The sequence below is a fragment of the Nocardiopsis sp. NPDC101807 genome, from assembly GCF_044766605.1.
GTDB classification, from domain to species: Bacteria; Actinomycetota; Actinomycetes; order Streptosporangiales; family Streptosporangiaceae; genus Nocardiopsis; species Nocardiopsis tropica.
On the sequence record NZ_JBIWMK010000001.1, the window covers coordinates 343,123 to 365,582 of the forward strand.

General features: G+C 74.9%; 18 protein-coding genes and 1 pseudogene. 10 read left to right on the forward strand and 9 right to left on the reverse strand.

Annotated elements, in window-relative coordinates:
* Positions 1-46: 46 nt before the first annotated feature.
* Positions 47-2,155 (forward strand): FUSC family protein, encoded by a 2,109-nt coding sequence (locus tag ACIRPH_RS01570; RefSeq protein ID WP_402909442.1) that lies wholly within the window; start codon positions 47-49, stop codon positions 2,153-2,155.
* Positions 2,156-2,224: 69 nt separating this feature from the next.
* Here the strand turns inward: ACIRPH_RS01570 and ACIRPH_RS01575 are convergent, their stop codons facing one another.
* On the reverse strand, positions 2,225-2,878 hold the full coding sequence (locus ACIRPH_RS01575) for a cyclase family protein (RefSeq protein WP_402908031.1): 654 nt from the start codon (positions 2,876-2,878) through the stop codon (positions 2,225-2,227).
* A gap of 251 nt (positions 2,879-3,129) precedes the next feature.
* Here ACIRPH_RS01575 and ACIRPH_RS01580 point away from each other — a divergent pair, with 251 nt between their 5' ends.
* The 3 genes from ACIRPH_RS01580 (at position 3,130) to ACIRPH_RS01590 (ending at position 8,710) form a co-directional block, all read left to right on the forward strand.
* Positions 3,130-3,813 (forward strand): lysophospholipid acyltransferase family protein, encoded by a 684-nt coding sequence (locus tag ACIRPH_RS01580; protein ID WP_402909445.1) that lies wholly within the window; start codon positions 3,130-3,132, stop codon positions 3,811-3,813.
* A 292-nt stretch (positions 3,814-4,105) separates the two neighbouring features.
* The gene (locus ACIRPH_RS01585) at positions 4,106-5,464 is read left to right on the forward strand and encodes an FAD-dependent oxidoreductase (protein ID WP_402909447.1); all 1,359 of its coding nucleotides are present in this window, start codon (positions 4,106-4,108) and stop codon (positions 5,462-5,464) included.
* A gap of 369 nt (positions 5,465-5,833) precedes the next feature.
* Positions 5,834-8,710, forward strand: a complete 2,877-nt coding sequence (locus ACIRPH_RS01590) for a penicillin-binding transpeptidase domain-containing protein (RefSeq protein WP_402908033.1) — start codon at positions 5,834-5,836, stop codon at positions 8,708-8,710.
* Positions 8,711-9,033: 323 nt separating this feature from the next.
* Here ACIRPH_RS01590 and ACIRPH_RS01595 read toward each other — a convergent pair whose 3' ends face one another.
* The 6 genes from ACIRPH_RS01595 to ACIRPH_RS01620 form a co-directional block, all read right to left on the reverse strand.
* Positions 9,034-9,405 carry a DUF3040 domain-containing protein gene (locus tag ACIRPH_RS01595; RefSeq protein WP_402908035.1) on the reverse strand — a complete coding sequence of 124 codons (372 nt, stop codon included), beginning with the start codon at positions 9,403-9,405 and terminating at the stop codon, positions 9,034-9,036.
* Between the two features lie 204 nt (positions 9,406-9,609).
* Complete coding sequence (locus tag ACIRPH_RS01600) at positions 9,610-10,698, reverse strand: ABC transporter ATP-binding protein (protein ID WP_402909449.1); 1,089 nt, start codon at positions 10,696-10,698, stop codon at positions 9,610-9,612.
* Positions 10,698-11,543, reverse strand: coding sequence for an ABC transporter permease (locus ACIRPH_RS01605; protein ID WP_402908037.1), 846 nt, complete (start codon positions 11,541-11,543; stop codon positions 10,698-10,700). Before ACIRPH_RS01605 ends, ACIRPH_RS01600 begins: the two co-directional genes overlap by 1 nt.
* Positions 11,540-12,352, reverse strand: coding sequence for a molybdate ABC transporter substrate-binding protein (gene modA / locus ACIRPH_RS01610; protein WP_402908039.1), 813 nt, complete (start codon positions 12,350-12,352; stop codon positions 11,540-11,542). Before modA ends, ACIRPH_RS01605 begins: the two co-directional genes overlap by 4 nt.
* Positions 12,345-12,746, reverse strand: a complete 402-nt coding sequence (locus ACIRPH_RS01615) for a molybdopterin-binding protein (protein WP_402908041.1) — start codon at positions 12,744-12,746, stop codon at positions 12,345-12,347. The genes modA and ACIRPH_RS01615 overlap by 8 nt, the downstream gene beginning before the upstream one ends.
* A 178-nt stretch (positions 12,747-12,924) precedes the next feature.
* A complete protein-coding gene (locus tag ACIRPH_RS01620) occupies positions 12,925-14,553 on the reverse strand; it encodes a glycoside hydrolase family 10 protein (RefSeq protein WP_402908043.1) in 1,629 nt (542 codons plus the stop codon).
* A 321-nt stretch (positions 14,554-14,874) separates the two neighbouring features.
* Here ACIRPH_RS01620 and ACIRPH_RS01625 point away from each other — a divergent pair, with 321 nt between their 5' ends.
* Positions 14,875-16,155 (forward strand): isochorismate synthase MenF, encoded by a 1,281-nt coding sequence (locus tag ACIRPH_RS01625; RefSeq protein WP_402908045.1) that lies wholly within the window; start codon positions 14,875-14,877, stop codon positions 16,153-16,155.
* 66 nt (positions 16,156-16,221) lie between these two features.
* The gene (locus ACIRPH_RS01630) at positions 16,222-16,722 is read left to right on the forward strand and encodes a GNAT family N-acetyltransferase (RefSeq protein WP_402908047.1); all 501 of its coding nucleotides are present in this window, start codon (positions 16,222-16,224) and stop codon (positions 16,720-16,722) included.
* 186 nt (positions 16,723-16,908) lie between these two features.
* On the opposite strand, the gene ACIRPH_RS01635 is transcribed toward ACIRPH_RS01630, so the two are convergent.
* Both ACIRPH_RS01635 and aztA read right to left on the reverse strand, forming a co-directional pair.
* Positions 16,909-17,217: a threonine dehydratase gene (locus ACIRPH_RS01635; RefSeq protein ID WP_402908049.1), complete on the reverse strand. Its 309-nt coding sequence runs from the start codon at positions 17,215-17,217 to the stop codon at positions 16,909-16,911.
* 61 nt (positions 17,218-17,278) lie between these two features.
* Positions 17,279-17,977, reverse strand: a complete 699-nt coding sequence (gene aztA, locus ACIRPH_RS01640) for a zinc ABC transporter ATP-binding protein AztA (protein WP_402908051.1) — start codon at positions 17,975-17,977, stop codon at positions 17,279-17,281.
* Positions 17,978-18,028: 51 nt separating this feature from the next.
* On the opposite strand from aztA, the gene aztB reads away from it, so the two are divergent.
* The 4 genes and pseudogenes from aztB to aztD form a co-directional block, all read left to right on the forward strand.
* Complete coding sequence (gene aztB / locus ACIRPH_RS01645) at positions 18,029-18,922, forward strand: zinc ABC transporter permease AztB (protein ID WP_402908053.1); 894 nt, start codon at positions 18,029-18,031, stop codon at positions 18,920-18,922.
* The gene (locus ACIRPH_RS01650; RefSeq protein WP_402908055.1) at positions 18,919-20,127 is read left to right on the forward strand and encodes an ABC transporter; all 1,209 of its coding nucleotides are present in this window, start codon (positions 18,919-18,921) and stop codon (positions 20,125-20,127) included. The genes aztB and ACIRPH_RS01650 overlap by 4 nt, the downstream gene beginning before the upstream one ends.
* Positions 20,128-20,131: 4 nt before the next feature.
* Positions 20,132-21,073, forward strand: a complete 942-nt coding sequence (gene aztC / locus ACIRPH_RS01655; RefSeq protein WP_402908057.1) for a zinc ABC transporter substrate-binding protein AztC — start codon at positions 20,132-20,134, stop codon at positions 21,071-21,073.
* Between the two features lie 165 nt (positions 21,074-21,238).
* Positions 21,239-22,414, forward strand: a pseudogene (gene aztD / locus ACIRPH_RS01660) (zinc metallochaperone AztD); the annotation flags it as partial.
* Positions 22,415-22,460: the final 46 nt, after the last annotated feature.

Consider the following 22,460-nt stretch of genomic DNA (forward strand, 5'->3'; position numbering starts at 1 on the left):
GATGGAAGCCGTGCGAGATCTGGGAACCACAGGAGACACCGGGCCGATGAACCTGGGCGGTTCCCACGCCTCCGACGGCGGCCCCGGCGCGGACGCGGACAAGGGGCCCCGGCGGGCCCAGGTCGGAGAGCGCCCCCGCCCCCGCGTGGACCTGAAGGCCGTCTTCGGCCTGGAGGCCGGGGCGTGGGCGTGGACCACCGCGGCCCAGGCCACCATCGCGATGACGGTGTCGTTCGCCCTGGCCGCCCTCGTCTTCGGCCCGCAGATCGGCACCCTGGCCGCCCTGGGGTCCATGACCGTCCTGTACGAGAAGAAGACCCCCTACGCCTACCGCTCCGCCGCCCTGGCCCTGGTGGGCCTGGGCTTCGTCGCCGCCGTCGCGGTCAACTCCATGGCCGCGTCCCTGTCCCCGTGGGCGGCGGTGGCCTCCATCGGCCTGACCGCCGGGGTCGCCACCTGGGTCTGCGCGGCCTGGCGGGTCGACAAGCCCGGGCCGATGTTCTTCGTGCTGGTCGCGACCATCTCCACGATCGCCCCCGGGACCCTGGCCGACGTGCCCCTGCACGCCCTGGTCGCGGCCCTGGGCGCGGCGGTCGGGTGGGCCGTCTCCATGTCGGGGGCGCCCCTGCGCGCCCGGCACCCCGAGTACCAGGCGGTGGCCGCGGCCTTCCGCGCGCTGGGCTCCCTGCTGCGCTCCGTGGGAACCCCGGACCTGGACCACGCCCAGCACAAGGCGTCGACGACCCTCGCGGACGCCTGGCGCATCGTCCTCCTGGGACAGACCCGCGGCTACCGCACCACGGCCGAGGCCGCCAGGCTGCGCGCCCTGCTCCGGTGGGTGTCCGACATCCACCTGGCCGCGACGCAGGTGTGCATGGCGCGCCCCTCCCCGCTCCCGGAGGAGGTCTCGGAGTACGCCGACGCCCTGGCCCTGGCCGTGGCCGACCCCGGCCGTGCCCCGGACCCCGACTCCCTGGACGAACTGCGCCGGGGCATGCGCCCGCGCTCGCTGGAGGCCAGGCTCTACTCGCTGCTCTCCCGGGCCGCGCACTCGGCGCGGCGCGCGAGCCAGGACGAGGAGGACGACGAGCGCACGGAGACCCTGCACGACGAGCGCTACCCCGCGCTGTGGGGCGCCCTGCGCTCCAGCCTGAGCGGGGACTCGCTCATCCGCCCGACCGCGCTGCGCATGTGGGTGACGGTCACCGCGGCGGGGGCGTTCGGCCTGTGGCTGGGCCTGGACCACTACTACTGGGTGGCGCTGACCACGACGGCGGTCCTCCAGGCCGGAAACGTCGTGCTCACGATGAACCGCTCGGTGCAGCGCTCGCTGGGCACCCTGCTGGGCGTGGTCGCCGGCGCCGGGCTGCTGACGCTCGACCTGCCGCTGGCGGCGGTCATCGTGCTGGCCGGGGTGCTCCAGGGGGCCACGCAGCTGGTGGTGGGGCGCAACTTCCTCTACGCCTCGGTGCTGCTGACCCCGATGGCGCTGCTGCTGTCCTACACGGCCTCGCCGCACCCCATCACCGCGCTGGCCGAGTCGCGGATCATCGACACCGTGGTGGGGTCCGCGTTCGGCATGGCGGGCTCGCTGCTCCTGTGGCGCAAGGCGTCGGCGACGCGGCTTCCGCAGGCCATCGCGGGCGTGCTGGGGACCACGCGCCAGTGCATGCTGGCGGTGCTGGACCAGGAGGTGGAGATCGGCTCCGGGCGCCGCTACCGGCTCCGGCGCGACATGCGCGCGGCCCTGGTGAGCCTGCGCGGCGTGTACGAGAGCGCCATCGGCGACGTCCCGCGCGCCGCCTCGACCCGGCCGCTGTGGCCCGTGGTCGTGGCCACCCAGCGCATCGGCTACCTCGCCCTGGCGGCGCTGGCGCAGGACCGCAAGCCCGAACCGGTGGGCGTCATCACGCTCCAGAGGGTGGACCTGGCGTTCGGCGAGCTGATCTCGGCGATAGAGGAGCGCCGCACGCCGCGGCTGGGCGCGCTGCCGCGGCTGGCCGCCTACCCCCGGATCAACATGGAGCTGCGGGCACTGTCGAACTCGATGACCAGCGCCGTCGCCCAGGACGAGCGCGCCGCCCAGCAGGAGGTCGAGCGGCGGGCCCAGCGGGAGCGCAACCGGGCCCAGAAGGACGTGGACGCCGACCTGTGACGCCGGGCGCCGTGTGCCGGGGCGGACGGATGCCGGGGAGCGCGGTCCCCGGCACGCGTCCGGCGGCGGTCAGTCGGTGAGGGCGAAGGCCCGCACGGGGAAGGCCGCCATCCCGCGGACCTTGGGGGGCGCGGCGAAGAAGGTGAACCCCTCCTCGGGGAGCTGGTCGAGCAGGCACAGGTGCGAGACGACGGGGATCCCCGCGGCGAGGAGGACGGCCAGCGCGGGCCTGGCCCCCTCCGCGGCGGGCGAGGTGTCGTCCACGCCGACCGAGTCGATGCCCACCAGGACGGCCCCGGCCTCCACGAGGGCCTTGGCGGCGGTCTCGGTCAGGTGCGGGTGGTCGAAACGGCCGTAGGCCTCGGTCCGCCAGTGCCTGTCCCACCCCGTGCGCACGAGCACCGCGCGACCGCGCAGGTCGAGGCCGCCGAAGGCCTCCGGGCCGATCTCGGGGGACGACGCGGCGGTGACGACCCTGCCGGGAAGGCCGGCCACGCGCGCCAGGTCCAGGTCGGCGAGGTCGGCGCCGTCGCGGTAGCGGTGGGCGGGCATCTCGACGTAGGTGCCCGTGGCTCCCACCATCGTCACGCGGCCGCTGCTGTCGCCGTGGCCGGGCACGGCGCCGGGGACGGCGGCCCCCTCCCTGACGGCCGGCCGGGGGATGCCCGGAGAGGTGGTCATCCCGTCGGTGATCTGGTGGCTGACGTCGACCAGTTTCGGCATGGCTGTTCTTCCTCGCTTCACGAGCGCGTCCGGATGCTGGGCCCCCGACCTGCGCCAGAGGTCTAGACCATCAGCGTAGCGCGTGTGACCCACGGCACGGCAGTGTCCGAGGGAACAGGCCCGGCCGCGCCTCGGCCCCGCCTCCCGCTCCCGACCCCCGCTAGGCTCGAGGGCGCGCGGACCATCGGGAGCCCTCGGGAAGTCCGTACACCCCACGGACCCACTACCCACCGAGAAGAGGCGACCTCATGGTGTCACTTTACGCAGCCGCCAAGGCCGTCATCGCGCCGGCCACCCGCGTGGTGTGGCCGCAGCGCGTGGAGGGCGCGGCCCACGTCCCCTCGACGGGGCCGGTGATCCTGGCCTCCAACCACCTCGCGCTGATCGACCCGCTCTTCATCGGCGTGGCCTGCCGCAGGCCGGTCCGCTTCATCGCCAAGCAGGAGCTCTTCGACGAGGGCACCCTGCCCCGGCGCCTCTTCGCCCGCGCCCTGCGCGCCATCGGCCAGCTGTCGGTGGACCGGCGCCCCGGCGAGAGCGCCCAGGAGGCCATGGACAACAGCCTGGCCGTCCTGGAGGGCGGAGAGGTCTTCGGCATCTTCCCCGAGGGCACCCGCTCCCCCGACGGGCGCCTGTACAAGGGACAGACGGGGCTGGCGTGGCTGGCGCTGACCACGGGCGCGCCCGTGGTGCCGGTGGCCCTGACCGGCACCGAGCGCATCCTGCCCCCCGGCCGCAAGGTCCCCTCCCTCAACCGGGTGGGGGTGCGCTTCGGCGAGCCGGTGGACCTGTCGCCCTGGAAGGGCGAGGCCCACAAGGCGCGTCCGCGCCGGGAGGCGACGGACGCCGTCATGGACGCCATCGCCAAGCTCTCCGGCCAGGACCGGGTGCCGCGGTTCGCCTCGTCGGTCAAGGCCGAGCTCGAACAGGGGTGACTTTCCCCACAGGCGCACGGGGGCTGATTCGCCCGTGACGGGGCGTTGACCCCTGATTGAGGACCACGGGTGACGTCCGCGGGGCACCGCGGACCCCGCCCCCACCAGGGGCGTCCGCCCCCAGGGCGGGGCCGGGCCCCTTCCACGCCCCTGGAGGCGGGAGCGGAATTGTCTACCATTATAGTAGGTTTTCCCGGTGCCAACACCGGATAGATTAGGCAAGCCTTACCTTTTGATGGCGTCCGACTCTGGCGCGAAGACTTGGAGCTGTGCGATGACGCGACCACTGCGAGTGGGAATCGTGGGTGCGGGGCCTGCGGGGATCTACGCCGCGGACCTGCTCACCAAGGACGAGACCCTGTCCGCGTGCGGCACGTCCGTCAGCATCGACATCCTCGACAAGCTGCCCGCCCCCTACGGCCTGGTCCGCTACGGCGTCGCACCGGACCACCCCCGGATCAAGCAGATCCAGGGAGCCCTCCACAAGATCCTCGACAAGCCGGAGATCACCTTCTACGGCAACGTCGAGTACGGCGTGGACCTCAAGCTGGAGGACCTGCGCCGCCACTACGACGCGGTCGTCTTCTCCACCGGCAGCGACCGCGACCGGCCGCTGGACATCCCCGGCGTGGACCTGCCCGGGAGCCACGGCGCCGCCGACTTCGTCTTCTGGTACGACTCCCACCCCGACGTCCCGCCCTCCTGGCACGTCGAGGGCACCAGCGTCGCCGTGATCGGCGCGGGCAACGTCGCCGTCGACGTCGCGCGCATCCTCGCCAAGAGCGCGGACGACCTGCTGGACACCGACATCACCGACAACGTGTACGAGGGCCTGCGCGCCAAGCAGATCACCGACGTCCACGTGTTCGCCCGCCGCGGCATCGCCCAGTGCAAGGCCACGCCGATGGAGCTGCGCGAGCTCGACAAGCAGCCCGGCGTCGAGGTCATCGTGTACCCCGAGGACTTCGACATGGACGAGGGCAGCCTCCGCTCGTGCGAGGAGTCCAACCAGGTCAAGACCAACGTCAAGGTCCTCCAGAACTGGGCGATCCGCGACCCGCGCGGCGCCGAGCGCCGCCTGCACCTGCACTTCCTGCACAGCCCCGTGGAGATCCTCGGCGAGGACCGGGTCACCGGCTTCCGCACCGAGCGCATGGAGCTGGACGGCGAGGGCGGCGTCCGCGGGACCGGCGAGTACGTCGACCACGAGGTGCAGGCCGTCTACCGGGCCATCGGCTACCTGGGGTCGCCCCTGGCCGACCTGCCCTTCGACGAGGAGCGCGGCGTCGTCCCCAACACGGGCGGCCGCGTCCTGGACCTGGACGAGAACCACATCGACGGCGTCTACGCCACGGGGTGGATCAAGCGCGGTCCCGTGGGCCTCATCGGCCACACCAAGGGCGACGCCCTGGAGACGGTCACCAACCTGGTGGCCGACCGCGAGTCCTTCACCCCCGCCGCCGAGCCCGACCCGGTCGCCTTCCGGTCCCTGCTGGAGGAGCGCGGCGTGGACTACACCACCTGGGAGGGCTGGCAGCGGATCGAGGCCCGCGAGGAGGAGCTGGGGGCCGAGCGCGGCCGCAAGCGCCTCAAGCTGCGCTCCCGCGAGGAACAGACCAGCATCGCACGCCAGGTCCGCCCGGGCGTGTGAGCTTCCCGGGCCGGTCCCGCGCCCCTCTGCGGGACCGGCCGCACCCCCTTCCCGCCCGGGTCGGGTTCCCATCGTGAGATTGCGCATGTGCGATCGCCGCCCCGTAGCGGAACAACGGCGTCTGCCGATGGGTTAGAGTCACTGTTGGTCGGTGTGGTAGCAAGTGTCCCCCGGGCCTCAACTATTGCCTTCGCGGAATACCGCGTCCGGCCCCGCCCTCGGGCGGGTGACCGTACGGCCAGGAGCCCCGTTGTGCCCCGCGCCGAGAGGCGACCGCCATGCCGACCTTCATCCTCGTGCCCCGCTCCCACCGAGGTGGGAGCGGGGCATCGTGGTATCTCCAGGCAACGTAGCGAAGGACGGTCAGGCGTGGACGAACGGTCCCCCCGGCAGCCGGATTCCTCCGGGCCGCCCGAACAGTCGGACGAGACCCCGGTAGGCGATTCGCGCCCCGAGAACCCCTACCGCATCCCCCGGCGGCCCCAACCGCCGAGCCCGGCCGAGACCGGGGGGTTCGGTTACGAGCAGCCGCGCCCGGCGGACCCCGCGGCCTCCGGCGGACCGGAGCCCGCTCCGGCCCAGCCGTGGGAGCCCCAGCACGGTCGGCACGGACACCCGGGGGAGGACGACTCCTTCGAGCGTTCGGCACCGTCGTGGGACGACCCCTACAAGGAGTCCGCGGACCGGGACTCGCCCCCGGACGGGGCGCAGCCCTCCGGGTGGGACTCCCCCCGGCACGGCGAGCCCTCCACGCAGTCGTGGAGCGCCTCCGACGCGGACGCGCGCCCCCGCGACACCTGGGACGCCCCCTCCGGCGAGACCCCCGCCCCGAACGCGTGGGACGCCCCCGCCGACCCCGACCGGCCCCGCTCCTGGGACGCTCCGGCCGGCGGCTCCTCCGCCGCGAACGCGTGGGACAGCCCCTCGGACGAAGAGCCCTCCACCGAGTCCTGGAGCGACACCGCCCGGACCTGGAGCGCCTCCGACGCGAACGCGCGCCCCCGCGACACCTGGGACGCCCCCTCCGGCGAGACCCCCGCCACGAACGCATGGGACGCCCCCTCGGGGAGAACCCCCTCCGACGAGTCGTGGAACCCGCCCGTGGCGGACGCGAGGCCCGACGACTCCTGGGACACCCCCTACCCCGCCGCCCAGGGCCCCTCCGGTGACTGGAACGCCTCCCCCGAGCCCGGCGGCCCCCAGCACGCGCACGACTCGTGGCAGGAGCCGCACGCGGAGTCCGGGCCGGGCCCGGACGGCCGCGGCGGCACGTGGGACGACGACCCCTACCGGAGCACCGGCGAGCCGGGGCGGGAGTCCCGCTCCGCGGCGGGCGCCCCGGACGACCGGTCCGACGGCTGGGACGACGACCCCTACAGGGGTCAGCCCGTCCACCAGGGCGACACCCCCTATCCGGGGAGCGAGCCCCACCGCGACGACGCGGAGAACCGCGCGGCGGCGGGCCCGGCGTCCGGCCAGGGCTTCGAGTACCTGTACAACGGCGGCTCGGGCCCGGGCGGCCCGGAGGGCCCCGACGGGCCCGACGACGCCCACGCCCCCGGCCCGCCCCCGCCCCCGCCCCGCAAGTCGCGGCGCGGCCTGATCATCGGCGTCGTCTCCGCCGTGGTGGTGCTGGCGCTCGTCGGCGGCGGCGTGTCCTGGTACGTGCTGACCATGCCCCAGCCCGAGGAGGCCGCCGCCGAGTACCAGGCCTCCTGGGAGGCGCAGGACTACGAGCGCCTGGCCGCCGTCACCAGGGGCGGCGACGCCGCCGAGGTCCTCGGCGGCATCGACGCGGGCCTGGGCGTCGACTCCATCGAGGTGGAGGTCGGCACGCCCACGACCGACGGCGGCACCGGCAGCGCGCCCTACGAGGTCACCATGTCGCTGACCAACGCCGACGACTGGGGGTGGGAGGGGGAGCTGCCCCTCATCCGCGAGGACGGCGCGTGGTGGATCGACTTCTCGCCCGAGGTCGCCTACCCCGGGCTGGGCGAGGGCCAGGTCCTGGCCCGCACCGCCGTGTGGGGCGAGCGGGGGCAGGTCCTCGCCGCGGACGGCACCCCCCTGGAGGGCTCCGGGATCTCCGGCTCGCTCCAGATGATCGCGGGCTCCCTGGGGGAGGCCACCGAGGAGGACCTCGAACGCCTCGGCCCCGCCTACAGCGTCGGCGACACGGTGGGCCTCGGCGGCCTCCAGCTCACCTACGAGGAGCAGCTGGCCGGCGAGGCGGCGACCACCATCCTGATGGTGGACGCCGCCCAGGCCGAGGACCCCGCCTCGCTGGAGGCGACCGAGGCGAACACGGTCGCCACCCTGGACGGGTCCGACGGACAGGACATCACCACCAGCATCGACATGGGGATCCAGAGCGCGGCGTCGAGCGCCATCATCGACTCCGACGACCCCGCGGGCCTGGTCGCGATCCGGCCCTCGACCGGGGAGGTCCTGGCCGCGGTGAACGTGCCCGGCGGGTTCAACCGGGCCTTCGAGGGCCAGTACCCTCCCGGCTCGTCGTTCAAGATCGTCACCTACAGCGCCCTCCTGGACAACGGGATGGGCATGGACGCCTCCCTGGACTGCCCCGAGGAGTACGACCTGGGCGGATGGCCGTTCCGCAACGCCGGCGGGGCCGAGTACGGCGCCCAGTCGGTGACCGAGGCGTTCGCGACCTCCTGCAACACGGCCCTCGTGGAGCGGGTCGGCGCGCAGCTCAGCGGCGAGACCCTCCAGGCCAGCGCCGAGCAGTTCGGCATGAACGCCCCGCTGGACATCGGCGTCCCCGCCTTCGAGCCGTCCTTCCCGCCGGTGGACAGCAGCACCATGCTGGGCGCGCAGAGCATCGGCCAGGGCCAGATCCTCACGTCGCCGCTGCACATGGCGACGGTGCCCGCCGCCGTCGCCGACGGTTCCTGGCGCCACCCGGTGCTGGTGACCGAGCCGGCCGCCACCGAGCTGCCCGAGCCGCGGCCGATCGCCAACGCCGAGGCGCTGCGGGGGATGATGCGGGCGGTCGTCACCGACGGCACGGCCCAGAACGTCCCGTTCCAGGGCGAGGTGTTCGGCAAGACCGGCACCGCCGAGTACGGGACCGCCGAGGACGCCGGCGAGGACGAGGAGCTCCCCAGCCACGCGTGGATGGTGGGGTACAAGGGCGACGTGGCGTTCGCCGTGGTGGTCGACGGGGGTGGCGGCGGTTCGGCCGTGGCCGCGCCCCTGGCCGCCGCGTTCACCAACGCCCTCTGACGGGAACGGCGACGGGCGGGGGGCCCCCCGGGGGGGGGGGGCCGCCCCCCGCCGGCCCCCGGGGGGGGGGCGGGGCCGGGGCCCGGCCGGGGCCGCCGGGTCGCCCGGGGGGCGCGGCCGCCGGCCCCCCCCCCCCCCCCCCCCACCCCCCCCCCCCCCCCCGCCCCGGCGGGGGGGCCCCCCCCCCCCCCGGCGCCCCCCCCCCCCCCCCCCCCCCCCCGTCCGCGGGGTCGCGGCCGGAGCCGTGACCGACCGGGGCCGCCAGGAACCACGGGGGACGGGCCCCCGGGGTTCCTGGCGGTCCGGGTCCTGGCGGCCCGGTTCTAGCGGCCCGGTTCCTCGTCCACGGTCCCCGGACCGGTGTCCGCGGGGTCCTCGTCCGCCGGGGCGACACCCGCGGGGCCGGTGTCCGGAACGGTGTCCTCCACCGTCTCCGAGGTCCCGGCCGGCACGGGCGGCGGGGGCTGCGGAGCGGTCGGTGTGAGGACGAACAGCAGGACCAGCAGCCCCGCGGTGACCGCGGCGATCAGGCCGCACGCCACCCACGGTTTCCAGCCGTCCAGGCCCGGGTCGGCCATGGCGTCGGGATCCTCCGCCCCGAAGGAGTCCAGGCGTTCGGCAAGGTCCGGTTCGTCCTCGCGGAGCTGCCGCTCGATCTCCTCGAGGATTCTTCGCTCATGCTCTCTCAGGGACATGGCACCCTCCTCAGCCGCTGGGGGAAGGACTGTCGTCGCCGGGTTCCTTAAGTCTCCCCCGGGTGGGCCCCGGATATCCAGGTGTCCGCCGCTTTTCCCGAGCCTGTTTCGGGCACGCGGGCCGAGGACGGGCCCGGGGGACGGATCCCGGGCCCGACATGCCCCCGCCTCGGCCCGTCACCGCGGTGAACTGGGACGACGCCCTCAACCGGGGTAGCACTCCACCTCGGCCGCCTCGACGCCCGCCCACACCTCGCTCCCCCGTTCGAGCCCGAGCTCGGCCAGGGCGGCCGGGCTGACGTCGGCGGCCAGGGACAGCCGGCCCGCCAGGTGCACGCGCACCTGGTCGCCGAACCTCTCGACGCCGTCCACGGTCAGCCGCCACACGTTGCGGGGGCCGCCGTGCGGGCGCCGCGGGTACAGGGCGACGGCGCGGGGCGGGAAGGCCACCAGGACCTCCCCCCGGTGCTCCCCGCCCACCTCCACCCGGGCCCGGTCCGCGTGCCCCCGGGGGTCCAGGAGGACCGAGGTCCCCTCGGCCCGTCCCCGGAAGAGGTTGAGCCCCACCAGGCGGGCCGCGTACGGGGTGCGGGGCCTGCGCGCCACCTCGGCGGGAGGGCCCTGCTGGACGACCCGGCCGTCCTCGACGACCGCGATGCGGTCGGCCAGCACCATGGCGTCCAGGGGGTCGTGGGTGACCAGCACGGTGGCCCCGTCGAACCCCTCCAGGAGGTGGCGCAGCCGGCCGCGCACGTCGATGCGGGTGCTGGCGTCCAGGGCGGCCATGGGCTCGTCGAGGAGCAGCAGGCGGGGGCGCACCGCCAGGGCCCGGGCCAGCGCGACCCTCTGGGCCTGGCCGCCGGACAGGTTCCGGGGCCGGGCCCCCGCGTGGTCGGACAGGCCCATGTGGTCGAGGAGCCTGGCGGCCCGCTCCCGGGCGGCGGCCCGGGTCGCGCCCTGGCAGCGCGGGCCGAACGCCACGTTGTCCAGGGCGCTCATGTGCTCGAACAGCAGGTAGTCCTGGAAGACCATGCCGACGGGCCGGCGCTCCGCCGGCGTGGTGGTCTCGTCGCGGCCGTCCACGCGCACGTGCCCGCCGTCGAGGGGCTCCAGCCCGGCCAGGGCGCGCAGAACCGAGGACTTGCCGGCCCCGTTGGGGCCGAGCAGGGCCAGGATCTCCCCCTGCGCCGCCTCCAGGGCCACGTCGAGGGAGAACCCGCCCCGGCTCAGCCGCAGCTCGGCGTCGAGGGCGGGGGGCCGGGCACGCGGGGCGCGGTCGCCGTCCGGCTCCATCAGGAGTTCACCCACCTCTCGCGCAGCGTGGCCAGGACGGCCAGGGAGACCAGGAGCAGGACCAGGCTGAGCACGATGGCGGCCTCCGGGTCGCGCTGCATGGCCATGTAGACGGCCAGCGGCATCGTCTGGGTGGTTCCGGGGAAGTTCCCGGCGAAGGTGATGGTGGCGCCGAACTCTCCCAGGGCGCGGGCCCAGCACAGGACGGCGCCCGCGCCGATCCCGGGCAGCACCATGGGGAGGGTGACGCGGGCGAAGACGGTGACCCGGCTCGCGCCGAGGGTGGCGGCCGCCTCCTCGTAGCGGCGGTCCGCGCCGCGCAGCGCGCCCTCGACGCTGATCACCAGGAACGGCATGGCGACGAACACCTGCGCGAGGACCACGGCGACGGGCGTGAAGGGGATCGTGAGCCCGAACCAGGCGTCCAGGTGCCGGCCGAGCAGGCCGTTGCGCCCCAGCACGAGCAGCAGCGCCACTCCGCCGACGACCGGCGGGATGACCAGGGGGACGGTGACCACCGCGCGCAGGACGCGTCGGCCGGGGAAGTCGGTGCGGGCGAGCAGCCAGGCCAGGGGCACCCCGAGGAGCAGCGACACCAGGGTGGCGGCGGTGGCGGTCGACAGGGACAGCCAGAGGGCGGCCAGCACCTCGGGCTCGGTGACCCGCGCACCCATCGTGGACCAGGGCGCGCGGATCAGCAGCCCCGCGAAGGGGAGCACGAGGAAGGCCGCGCCCGCGAGCGCGGGCAGGACCAGGATCCACGGGGGGCGGCCGGACCGGATGCGCGGCGGGCGGTCCCGTCCGCGGCGGACGGCCCGGCCTCCCCTCGGGTCTCCCGCGGTCACGGCGTACCGAACCCGGCCTCGGCGAGGACCCGCTCCCCCGTTTCGGACAGGACCAGCTCCACCCAGTCGGAGGCGAGCCCGGCGTCGGCGGCGCCGGCCAGGACCCCGACGGGGTACTCGTTGACGGCCTCGCCGGCCTCGGGGAAGTCGATGCCGGTCACCCTGCCCCCCGCCGAGGCGACGTCGGTGGCGTAAACGAGCCCGGCGTCGACCTCGCCCAGTTCGACCTTGGTCAGGACGGCGCGCACGTCCTGCTCGTAGGTGTCGGGGGTGATGGCGACCCCGGCGGCCTCCATGGCGGTGGCGGTGGCCGCGCCGCAGGGGACCTCCTCGGCGCACAGGGCGACGGAGACGCCGTCCCCGGCCAGGTCCGCGAAGTCCTCGACGCCGCCGGGGTTGTCGGGCGGCACCGCGATCCGCAGCGTGTTCGTGGCGAAGACGGCGGCGCCGCCGCTGCCGGACGCCCACCCGGCGTCCAGCCCCTCGCCCTCGACGACCCGCCGCATGGTGGCGGTGTCGGCGGCGGCGAAGACGTCGGCGGGGGCGCCCGCGTTGATCTGGGCGGCCAGTTCACTGCTGCCCGCGAAGTTGAGGACCACCTCGACGCCGGGGCGGTCCTCCTCGAAGTCCTCGGCCAGGGCGGTGAACACGTCGGTGAGCGAGGCGGCGGCGAAGACGTGGAGCTCGCCGCCCCCGGCCGGGGAGCCGCCGCTTCCTCCGCCCTGCCCGCCGCAGGCGGTGGCGGCCATGGCCGCGGCGGCCAGGGCGCAGAGCGTGCGCGGGACGCGTCGGGGAGCGCTCTCACGCATGGTGTCCCCCGGTGGTCTCGACGACGACGTTGGTGGACTTGACGACGGCGGTGGCGGTGGTCCCCACGTCCAGCCCCAGTTGGTCGGCGGCCTCGCGGCTCATCAGCGAGACCACCCGGTGCGGCCCCGCCTGGATCTCCACGGCCGCCATGACCTGGTCGCGGACGACGTTGGTGACCAGCCCGCGGAAGCGGTTGCGGGCGGAGGAGACCCGGCGGCCGGGGTCCTCGTCGGCTCCCGCGCGCATGAACGCGGCGAGTTCGGCCCCGTCGAGGAGGCGCCGCGCGGAGGCGTCGCGGGTGGCCGCGAGCCGACCGGAGTCGACCCAGCGGCGGACGGTGTCGGCGCTGACGCCGAGGAGGTCGGCGGCCTCGCTGATCTGGTAGGTCGGCATGCGACGAACCTACCCCTCGTCGATACCAGGGCAAAAGGTGTATTCGGCTGGCAGATCATAACTTTTTCATCCAAGGGCATGGATGTTGCGCCGAACCCGCGGGGCGGCGCGGACGACGGGACCCCCGGCCGACGGATCGCCGTCGGCCGGGGGTCCCGTGCAGGGTGCGCTCCCCGGGTCAGCCGCGGATGTCGGCGGCCTCGCTCACCGGGCCCTCGGCCCGGTAGTCGTCCAGGGCGGTGACCACGTACCCGGCGCCGTCCTCCAGGGGCGCGTCGTCCGCCAGGGAGGTCCCGCCGGTGAGCCCCACGAGGTTCTCCGGGGCCAGGGCGGCGCACCGCGCCTCCTCCGAGCCGGCGTCCGCGCCCTCGGGCAGGCGGTAGACCGCGTAGAAGCGGGCGGCGTCGGCGGCGTCCCACGCGACCTCGACCCGGTCGCCGTCGGTCCGGGCCTCAACGCCCCCGACCTCGCCGACGAGCGGGCCCTGGTTCTCCGGGGCCTCCGCCTGCGGCGGGAGCGCCGGCCGGCCGTAGTGGGCGTCGGCGAGTTCGGCGTAGGCGTCGGACGCCTGCTCGCGCAGGTTCTTGATGGAGAAGTAGACGTCCCCTCCGACCTCGGGCAGCTCGCCGGAGTAGTCGAGCTGGGTGCTGAGCGCGTCGTCGCCGCGCCAGCCCTCCTCGCCGACCCGGTAGGCGGCCTGGCCGATGTAGAGGTCCACGCCGGTGCCCTCGACCTCCGAGGCCCACCAGTCGGTCATGGCCTCGTAGTCGGCGGTGGAGAAGCCCCTCTCCCAGTACAGCTGCGGGGCGACGTAGTCGACGGTGCCGTCCTGGATCCAGGTGCGGGTGTCCGCGTACTGGGCGTCGTAGGACTGCAGGCCGGAGCTGGGCGAGCCGCTGGGGTCGGTGCTCTCGTTGCGCCAGATCCCGAACGGGGAGATCCCGAAGCTCACCCAGGGCTTGGTGGCCTCGATCCCCTCGTGGACGTCGGCGATGAGCTGGTTGACGTTGTCGCGCCGCCAGTCGCCCCGGTCGTCGAAGCCGTCGCCGTGCTCCTCCCAGGTGGCGTCGTCGTCGAACTCCTCCCCGTCCTTGGGATAGGGGTAGAAGAAGTCGTCGAAGTGGACCCCGTCGATGTCGTAGCGCTCGACGACGTCCATGATGACGCCGGTGACCCACTCCCGGACCTCCGGGTTGCCCGGGTCCACGTACGCCTCGTCGCCGTAGTCGACCAGCCAGTCCGGGTTCTCCTTGACCGGGTGGTCCTCGGCCATGTCCTCGATGTCGGGGTCCTGGAGGCCCACGCGGTAGGGGTTGAACCAGGCGTGCATCTCCAGCCCGCGCTCGTGCGCCTCGGCCACCGCGTACTCCAGCGGGTCGTAGCCGGGGTCGCCGCCCTGCTCGCCGGTGAGGTAGCGGGCCCACGGCTCCAGCTCGGACTCGTAGACCGCGTCGGCGGTGGGGCGCGCGTGCAGGAAGACGGCGTTGAGGCCCATGTCGACGGCGTCGTCGAGGTAGGCGTCGAGCTCGTCCTTCTGCTCCTGCGCGGACAGGCCGGGCTCGGAGGGCCAGTCGATGTTGCGGACGGTGGTGAGCCACGCCCCGCGCATCTGGCGCTCGGCGCCTGCGCCCTCGCACTGGAGCGGGGTCGCCGCCGTCCCGGCCTCTCGTGTGCCGGGGGCGTCGCCGTCGGCCGTCCCGCCGCCGGAGGCGGCGCAGCCCGACAGCAGGAAGGTGGTCGCGGCTGCCGACGCCGCCCACCGCGCTGCGGTGCGCCGCGTACTCCCGGCCCGTGCCACTGATCCCATGAACGGTTCTCCTCTGAGGTCCTTGGCGCACAGCCGTCCCCCTGGCGTGGCGCCGCGATCAAGGTTAGGGCAGGAAGTCAATTTTTGGACACGATTCGGACAACTTGTGGATAACGTCGCATCAAGGCAGGTGAGGGAACATTCTCGCGACGCAACGAAACACCGCCGCCCAGGGGGCTCCGCCCCTCCCGCTCCCCCGGGAAGGGTCAAATCGGCACCATCCGGACCGTCCGCCCGGGGAAGCACGAGGGGCGGAGACCGCACCGACCTCGGACGGACCGGGACACAACCGCCCCGGGCGAGGTCCTACACTCGGTGACCGTGAACGTCGCCCTGAGCCCACCCAAACTGTTCGTCCGCACCGTTCCCCTGAGCGATCACACCACCGGTCTGGTCCGCCTCCTGCCGGACGGCGCCCCCCTGGCCTGGCTGACGGGGGACGAGGGCGTCGTGGGCTGGGGCGAGGCCGCGCGGCTGGACCTGGGCGCCGAGCCCGAGGGGACGGCGCCGACCGACACCACCCGCTTCTCCGAGGCGGCCCGGTGGCTCAACGGGCTCATGGAGCACGCCGAGGTCTCCGACGGGGTCGGTGCGGCGGGGACCGGCCTGGTCGCGTTCGGGACGTTCGCCTTCGCCCCCACCTCCCCCGGTTCCGCCCTGGTCGTGCCCCGCGTCCTGGTCGGGCGGCGCGGCGGGCGCAGCTGGCTGACCACGGTCGGCGACGAGCCCGGGGACCGCCCCGGCGAGCTCCCGCCCCCGGCGTCCGAACCGCGCCCCGTGGGCCCCGTCTCCTGGACGCAGGGGTCACTGTCACGGGAGGACTGGATGTCCGCCGTGGCCGGCACCGTCGAACGCATCCGCGCGGGGGAGCTCGACAAGGCCGTGCTCGCGCGCGACGCCTTCGCCGAGGCCGCCTCCCCCATCGACGTCCGCACCCTCCTCGAACGCCTGCGCCTGCGCTTCCCGAGCTGCTTCACGTTCTCCGTCGACGGCATGGTCGGGGCGACCCCGGAACTCCTGCTGCGCCGCGAGGGCGACCGGCTCACCTCGCTGGTCCTGGCCGGGACCCGTCCCCGGGGCGAGGACCCCGGCGACGACCGGCGCCTCGCCGACGAACTCCTCGCCTCCGCCAAGGACGTCGACGAGCACCGGATGGCCGTGGACTCCCTGCGCACCGCGCTCGCACCGCTCGCCGAGGAGATGGAGGTCCCGGCACGGCCCAGCCTGCTCCGGCTCGCCAACGTGCAGCACCTGGCGACCCGCGCGCACGCGCGCCTCTCCCCCGGCGTGTCCGCCCTGGACGCCGTCGCAGCCCTGCACCCCACCGCCGCCGTGGGGGGCACGCCCACCGGCACCGCCATGCGGCTGATCGCCGGGGCCGAGGGCATGGACCGCGGCGGCTACGCCGGACCGGTCGGGTGGGTCGACGGCGCGGGCAACTCCGAGTGGGGCATCGCCCTGCGCTGCGCGCACGTGGAGGGCGCCCGGGCCCGGCTGTTCGCGGGGGGCGGGATCGTGGAGGGGTCGGTGCCGGAAGCCGAGCTCGCCGAGACCGAGTCCAAGTTCCGGGTCATGCGCGAGGCCCTCACCGACGGGGCCTGAAGGGCCCCGGACCGCCGCACGGGCCGCGTCACACCCCGGAAACACGCGGGAGGTACGTTACCGCCCATGCGCATCGACATCGTGAACTGGGACGATCCCGACGCCACCGCCCTGCGCGCGGGGCAGCGGGCGGAGATCGCCGAGCGTTACGGAACCCCCGACTCCGAGCCCGGGGCGGCCCCCTCCGCCGAGGACATCGCGGTCTTCGCCGTGGCCCGCGACGGCTCGGGCGCCGCCGTGGGGTGCGGCGGGCTCCGCGACCTCGGCGGCGGGGTGGGCGAGGTCAAGCGGATGTACGTCCTCCCCGGGGCGCGCGGCAGCGGCGCGGCGCCCCGGCTCCTCGGGGTGCTGGAGGACTGGGCGCGCGGACGCGGGTGGACGCACCTGCGGCTGGAGACCGGGGACCGCCAGCCGGACGCCGTGCGCTTCTACACCAAGTCGGGCTACACGCCCATCCCGTGCTTCGGGGCGTACGCCGGGTCGGCGTCCTCCCTGTGCTTCGAGAAGGCGCTCGGGGCGCCGCTCCCGGGGGCCTCCGGGGCCGGCCTCGAGGCGCGCCTCGGCTGAGGCGGCCGGGCGCGCGGACCGGCCCCGGGCCTCCCGAGGGCGGCGGGACAGGGGACCGGCCGCCCCGCACGGAGGGGGCGGCAGCCGCCGCCCCGGGCGCGGGACGGTCGGGCCGGACCCCTCGCGCCGCACCGGCCGCGTTCGCGGCCGGGCGGGCGCGGACCCGGAGCGGGCCCGCTGGCCGGGTCAGGAACCCGGGGCGTGCTCGTCCCAGTGGCCGTCGTGCTCGCGGTGCAGGTGCCCGTCGTGCACGTAGTCCACGTGGTCCCCGTGGGGCACCGACACGTGGCCGCACCCCTCCCCGTGCCGGTGCCCGTGATCCTCGTGCACGGTGTGCTCCTCGTTCGCGCACTCGTCCCAGTGGCCGTCGTGCCCGTGGTGCAGGTGCCCGTCGTGCACGTAGTCCACATGGCCCTGGTGGGGCACCGACACGTGGCCGCACCCCTCTCCGTGCCGGTGCCCGTGGTCCTCGTGCACGAGATGCCTCGCCGTCATCTCTCCCCCTCGAGACGGTCCGTCGTCCCGGTGTGGCCGGAACGCGTGCACGACCAGTCCATCAGAGATCGTCCGCGGTGGAAAGGGCCTGGTCGGAGGAGGGGGACCGCTCCGACAGACGCCCGTCCTCCATGCGCAGGACGCGGTCGGCGTGCGCGGCCTCCCGGGCCGAGTGCGTGGCGTGGACCACCGCGACCCCCCGTTCCCTCTCCTCGGCCAGCACCGCCGTGATGCGCTCCCGGGAGTCGGCGTCCAGCCCGGTGGCGGGCTCGTCCAGCAGGAGAAGGTCCGCTTCCTGCGCCAGCCCCTGGGCCAGCAGGACCCGTTGGCGCTGCCCTCCGGACAGGTCCCCCAGGGCGCGCCGGGCCAGGTCGGCGACGGCCAGCCGGTCCATGCACGCCTCGACCGCAGCCCGGTCCGCGCGGGTCAGGCGCCGCCAGGGCCCGCGCTCGGCCCACCGCCCCATCTCGACGGTCTCGCGCACCGTGACGGGCAGCGCGTCGGAGACGGCGCTGCGCTGGACGACGAGGGCGGGACGCCGGGCGGCGCCCCGGCGGACCCTTCCCGCCGTCGGGGCCAGGGTCGAGGCCATCACCGCCAGGAGGGTCGACTTCCCCGAGCCGTTGGCGCCGACCAGGGCCGTGACCGTGCCCGCGTGGATCGTGGCGGTGACGCCGTGCAGGACCGCCCGTCCGCCGTAGCCCGCGTACACGTCCTCCAGCGTCACCGCAGCTGGCGCCGCCGCATCGACCGATGTCATGACCACTCCCGATTTGGTATTGAAAACGGTTTTCATTATAGAGTGCCCGACATGGAAGCCCTGTTCGACCCGTTCGAGGTCGTGTTCGTCCAACGCGCCCTGTGGGGAGGCGTCCTCGTCTCGCTCATCTGCGCCCTGGCCGGGACCTGGGTCGTGCTCCGCGGCATGGCCTTCCTCGGCGACGCGATGTCGCACGGGATGCTGCCCGGCGTCGCGGTGGCCTCGCTCCTGGGCGGGAGCCTCTTCGTCGGCGCGGCCCTGGCCGCCGTCGCCATGGCCCTGGGGGTCACCGCCCTGAACCGGTCGCCCCGGCTCTCCCAGGACACGAGCATCGGCCTGCTCTTCGTGGGCATGCTCTCCGCGGGCGTCATCATCGTCTCCCACTCCGGCTCCTTCGCCGTGGACCTGACCGGCTTCCTCTTCGGCGACGTGCTCGCCGTGCGGGAGCGGGACCTGCTCCTCCTCGCGCTGGCCCTGCTGGCGGCCCTGGTGATCGCGGTCGGGGGCCACCGCGCCTTCGTGGCCCTGGCCTTCGACCCGCGCAAGGCGACGACGCTGGGGCTGGCGCCCCGGGCCGCCCACGCCGCCATGCTGGGCCTCGTCACCCTGGCGGTGGTGGCCTCGTTCCACGTGGTCGGCACCCTGCTGGTCTTCGGCCTGCTCATCGCCCCTCCGGCGGCCGCCGCGATCTGGGCCCGGAGCATCCCGGCGATCATGGTCGGCGCCGCCCTGCTGGGCGCCGCCTCGACCTTCGTGGGCCTGCTCGTCTCCTGGCACTGGGGGACGGCCGCCGGGGCCAGCATCTCGGCCACCGCCGTCGCCCTCTTCTTCGTCTCGGTCGCCTCCTCCCGCGCACGCCCCCTCTTCGAGGCGCTGCGCCGGTCCCGGGCCGCCGACGCGCCCCCCGCACCGATCCCCGCCCACGAAAGGTCGAACGTGTCATGAACCGCCCCCACCGCAGGACCGCGGTCCCCGGGGTGTCCGCCTGGCTGCTCGCCGCGGCACTGCTCACCGGATGCGCCTCCGCCCCGGACCCGCAGGAGCCCGAGGACGGGGAGGCCACACCCCACGGCTACGTCGAGGGGGCCGAGGAGGCCGCCGAGCCCCAGTCCCGCCTGGTCGTCGCCGACGCCGAGGGGGCCGTCCAGGTCCTCGACCTCATCACCGGGGAAACCACGCTCCTGGACCCGGTCGGACCGGTCGACGGGATCACCGGCGACGGAAGGTTCGCGTACCTCTTTTCATCCGGTGAACGGATGACAACCGTGATCGACAGCGGCACCTGGACCGTGGACCACGGGGACCACATGCACTACTACCGGGCCGACATCCGCCCGGCCGGGACCGCCGAGGGGATCGCCGCCGCGAACGCGGCGACCGACACCGCCCTCACCGCGCTGACCGACGGCGACGGCGGGGTCTCCCTGCTGGACCGCCCCTCGCTGGAGGACGGGGCGGTCGAACCGGTCGACATCGCCACCACCGGGGACGCCCCGGCCGTCGTCGCCCCCCACGGCGGGTCGGTCGTCACCGCGGGGGCGGACGGGGTCCACGTCGACGACCGGTCCGGCGAACCGGTCCTGACCCTGGACGAGGAGTGCGCCGACCCCCGGGGCCAGGCCACGACCCGGCGCGGCCTGGTCATCGGCTGCGAGGAGGGCGCCCTCCTGGTCACCGAGGACGACGGGGAGTTCGCCGCCGAGACGCTCCCCTACCCCGACGGCCTGCCCGCGGACGCCCGGGCCGAGGAGTTCCACCACCGGCCGGGCGCCGGAGCCCTGGCCGCGGTGCCCGCACCGGACACGGTCCTCGCCCTCGACCTCGCCGAACAGCGGTGGGACCACTGGGAGCTGCCCGGCGTGGTCGCGGTGGCGGCGGTCGGCGAGGGCGCCTCCGTCCTGGCGCTCACCGATGACGGGGTCCTGCGCTCCTTCGACCCCGGGACGGGAGAGGAACGGGCCCGGACCGAACTCCTGGACGGGGTCGACACCGAGCACCCGCCCTCCATCCGGGTGGACACCTCCCGGGCCTACGTCAACGACGTGCGGGGCGGCCTGGTCCACGAGATCGACTACAACGACGACCTGCGCGTGGCGCGCACCTTCGAGACCGGGGTCGCGCCGCAGTACATGGTCGAGACCGGACGGTGAACCGATGACCGACCCCCGAACCGCGGCCCCGCGCCGCACCGGCGCCGCCCTGGCGCTCGCCCTGGCCGTACCGCTCGGCCTCGTCGCCTGCGCCCCGGGCGGTGGGACCGGCGGCGGCGTGGTCGTCACCACCAACATCCTCGGCGACATCACCCGCGCGGTGGTCGGCGACGAGGCGGAGGTGACCGTGCTGATGAAACCGGACGCCGACCCCCACTCCTTCGGCGTCTCCGCCCAGGAGGCCGCGACCATCGAGGAGGCCTCCCTGCTCGTCCACAACGGCCTCGGCCTGGAGGAGGGGGTGCTGCGCAACGTGGAGTCCGCCGAGGAGGCGGGCGTGCCCACCCTCGCGGTCGGCGAGCACGTCGACCCCCTCGACTACACCTCCGACGAGAGCGAGGGCGAGCCCGACCCGCACTTCTGGACCGACCCGCAGCGGGTGGCCGAAGCCGTCGGCCTCATCACCGAGAACGTGGTCGCGGAGGTGGACGGCGTCGACGCCGACGCCGTGCGGGCCAACGCCGCCGCCTACGAGGGCGAACTGGCCGCCCTCCACGACTGGATGGGCGGGGAGTTCGACGCCATCCCGCCCGGGGACCGCAAGCTCGTCACCAACCACCACGTCTTCGGCTACCTCGCCGACCGCTACGGCTTCGAGGTCGTGGGCGCGGTGATCCCCAGCGGCACGACCCTGGCCTCGCCCAGCGCCTCGGACCTGAGCTCGCTCGCGGAGACCGTGGAGGAGGCCGGGGTCCGCGCGGTCTTCGCCGACTCCTCCCAGCCCGACCGGCTGGCGACCGTGATGGCGGAGGAGGCCGGGGTGGAGATCGACGTCATCCCCCTCTTCTCCGAGTCGCTGACGGCCGAGGACGGGGACGCGGCCACCTACCTGGACATGATGCGCGCCAACACCACCGCGATCACCGCGGGCCTGGCCGCACCCTAGACCCCGTCCCGGCCCCGCACGGCACGGGCGCGCCCCCTCCGCCCCCCGGGAGGGCGGCGCGCCCGGCCGCCGCGAGGGGCCGGCCGGACCCCCCGGACACCGGCGCCGCCGCCCGGCGCGCGCCGGGCACGAGAACACGACCCCTGACACGAGGACCGAGACACCATGAGAACACCGCGCACCGCGACCCGGGCGGCCCTGCCCGCCGTCCTGTCGGCGGGACTGCTGCTGACCGCCTGCTCCACCGGGGCCGACGGCGCCCCCGAGGAGGAGGCCCCGGCCGCCGACACCGCCGCCGCCGTCGCCGAACCGATCGCGGTCACCTACGACGGCGGCGTCCTCGTCCTGGACGGCACCACCCTGGAGGTCGCCGGGGACATCGAGCTGGAGGGCTTCAACCGGCTCAACCCCGCCGGCGACGACCGCCACCTGTTCGTGTCGACCTCCGACGGGTTCCAGGTCCTGGACGCCGCCGCGGGCGAGCTGACCGACACCGTGTTCCCCGCCGACACCCCCGGCCACGTGGTCCGCCACGGCGGGCGCACCGTGCTGTTCGCCGACGGCAGCGGCGAGGTGACGGCCTTCGACACCGACGCCCTCGGCGACGGCACGCCCGAGGACCTGGACGTGTACACCACCGAGGAGGCCCACCACGGGGTGGCCGTGGAACTGGAGAACGGCGAACTCCTCGTGACCCTCGGCGACGAGGAGGAGCGCGTGGGCGCCGTCGTCCTGGACGCCGACCGGGAGGAGATCGCCCGCAGCGAGGACTGCCCCGGCGTCCACGGGGAGACCACCGCCGAAGGGGAGACCGTCGTCATCGGCTGCGAGGACGGCGCCCTGATGTACCAGGACGGCGAATTCACCAAGGTCGAGGCCGAGCACGACTACGGGCGCATCGGCAACCAGGCCGGGTCGGAGGACTCCCCCATCGTCCTGGGCGACTACAAGACCGACCCGGACGCCGAGCTGGAGCGCCCCGAGCGCGTCGCCCTGGTCGACACCTCCGACGCCTCACTGTCCCTGGTGGACCTGCCCTCCAGCTACACCTTCCGCTCCCTGGGCCGCGGCCCGCAGGGCGAGGCGCTGGTCCTGGGCACCGACGGGTCGCTGCACGTCATCGACCAGGAGGAGGGCGAGATCACCGACTCCGTCGAACTGATGGACCCCTGGGAGGAGCCCCTGGAGTGGCAGCAGCCCCGCCCGGCCCTGTTCGTCCGGGGGGAGACCGCCTACGTCACCGACACGGCCACGCGCCAGATCCACGCCGTGGACCTCGGGACCGGTGAGGTGACCGCCTCGACCACGCTGGAGGAGACCCCCAACGAGCTCAGCGGCGTGCGCCCCTCCCCCGGGGGCGGGGGGGCGCCGCGGCCCCCGCCGGCCC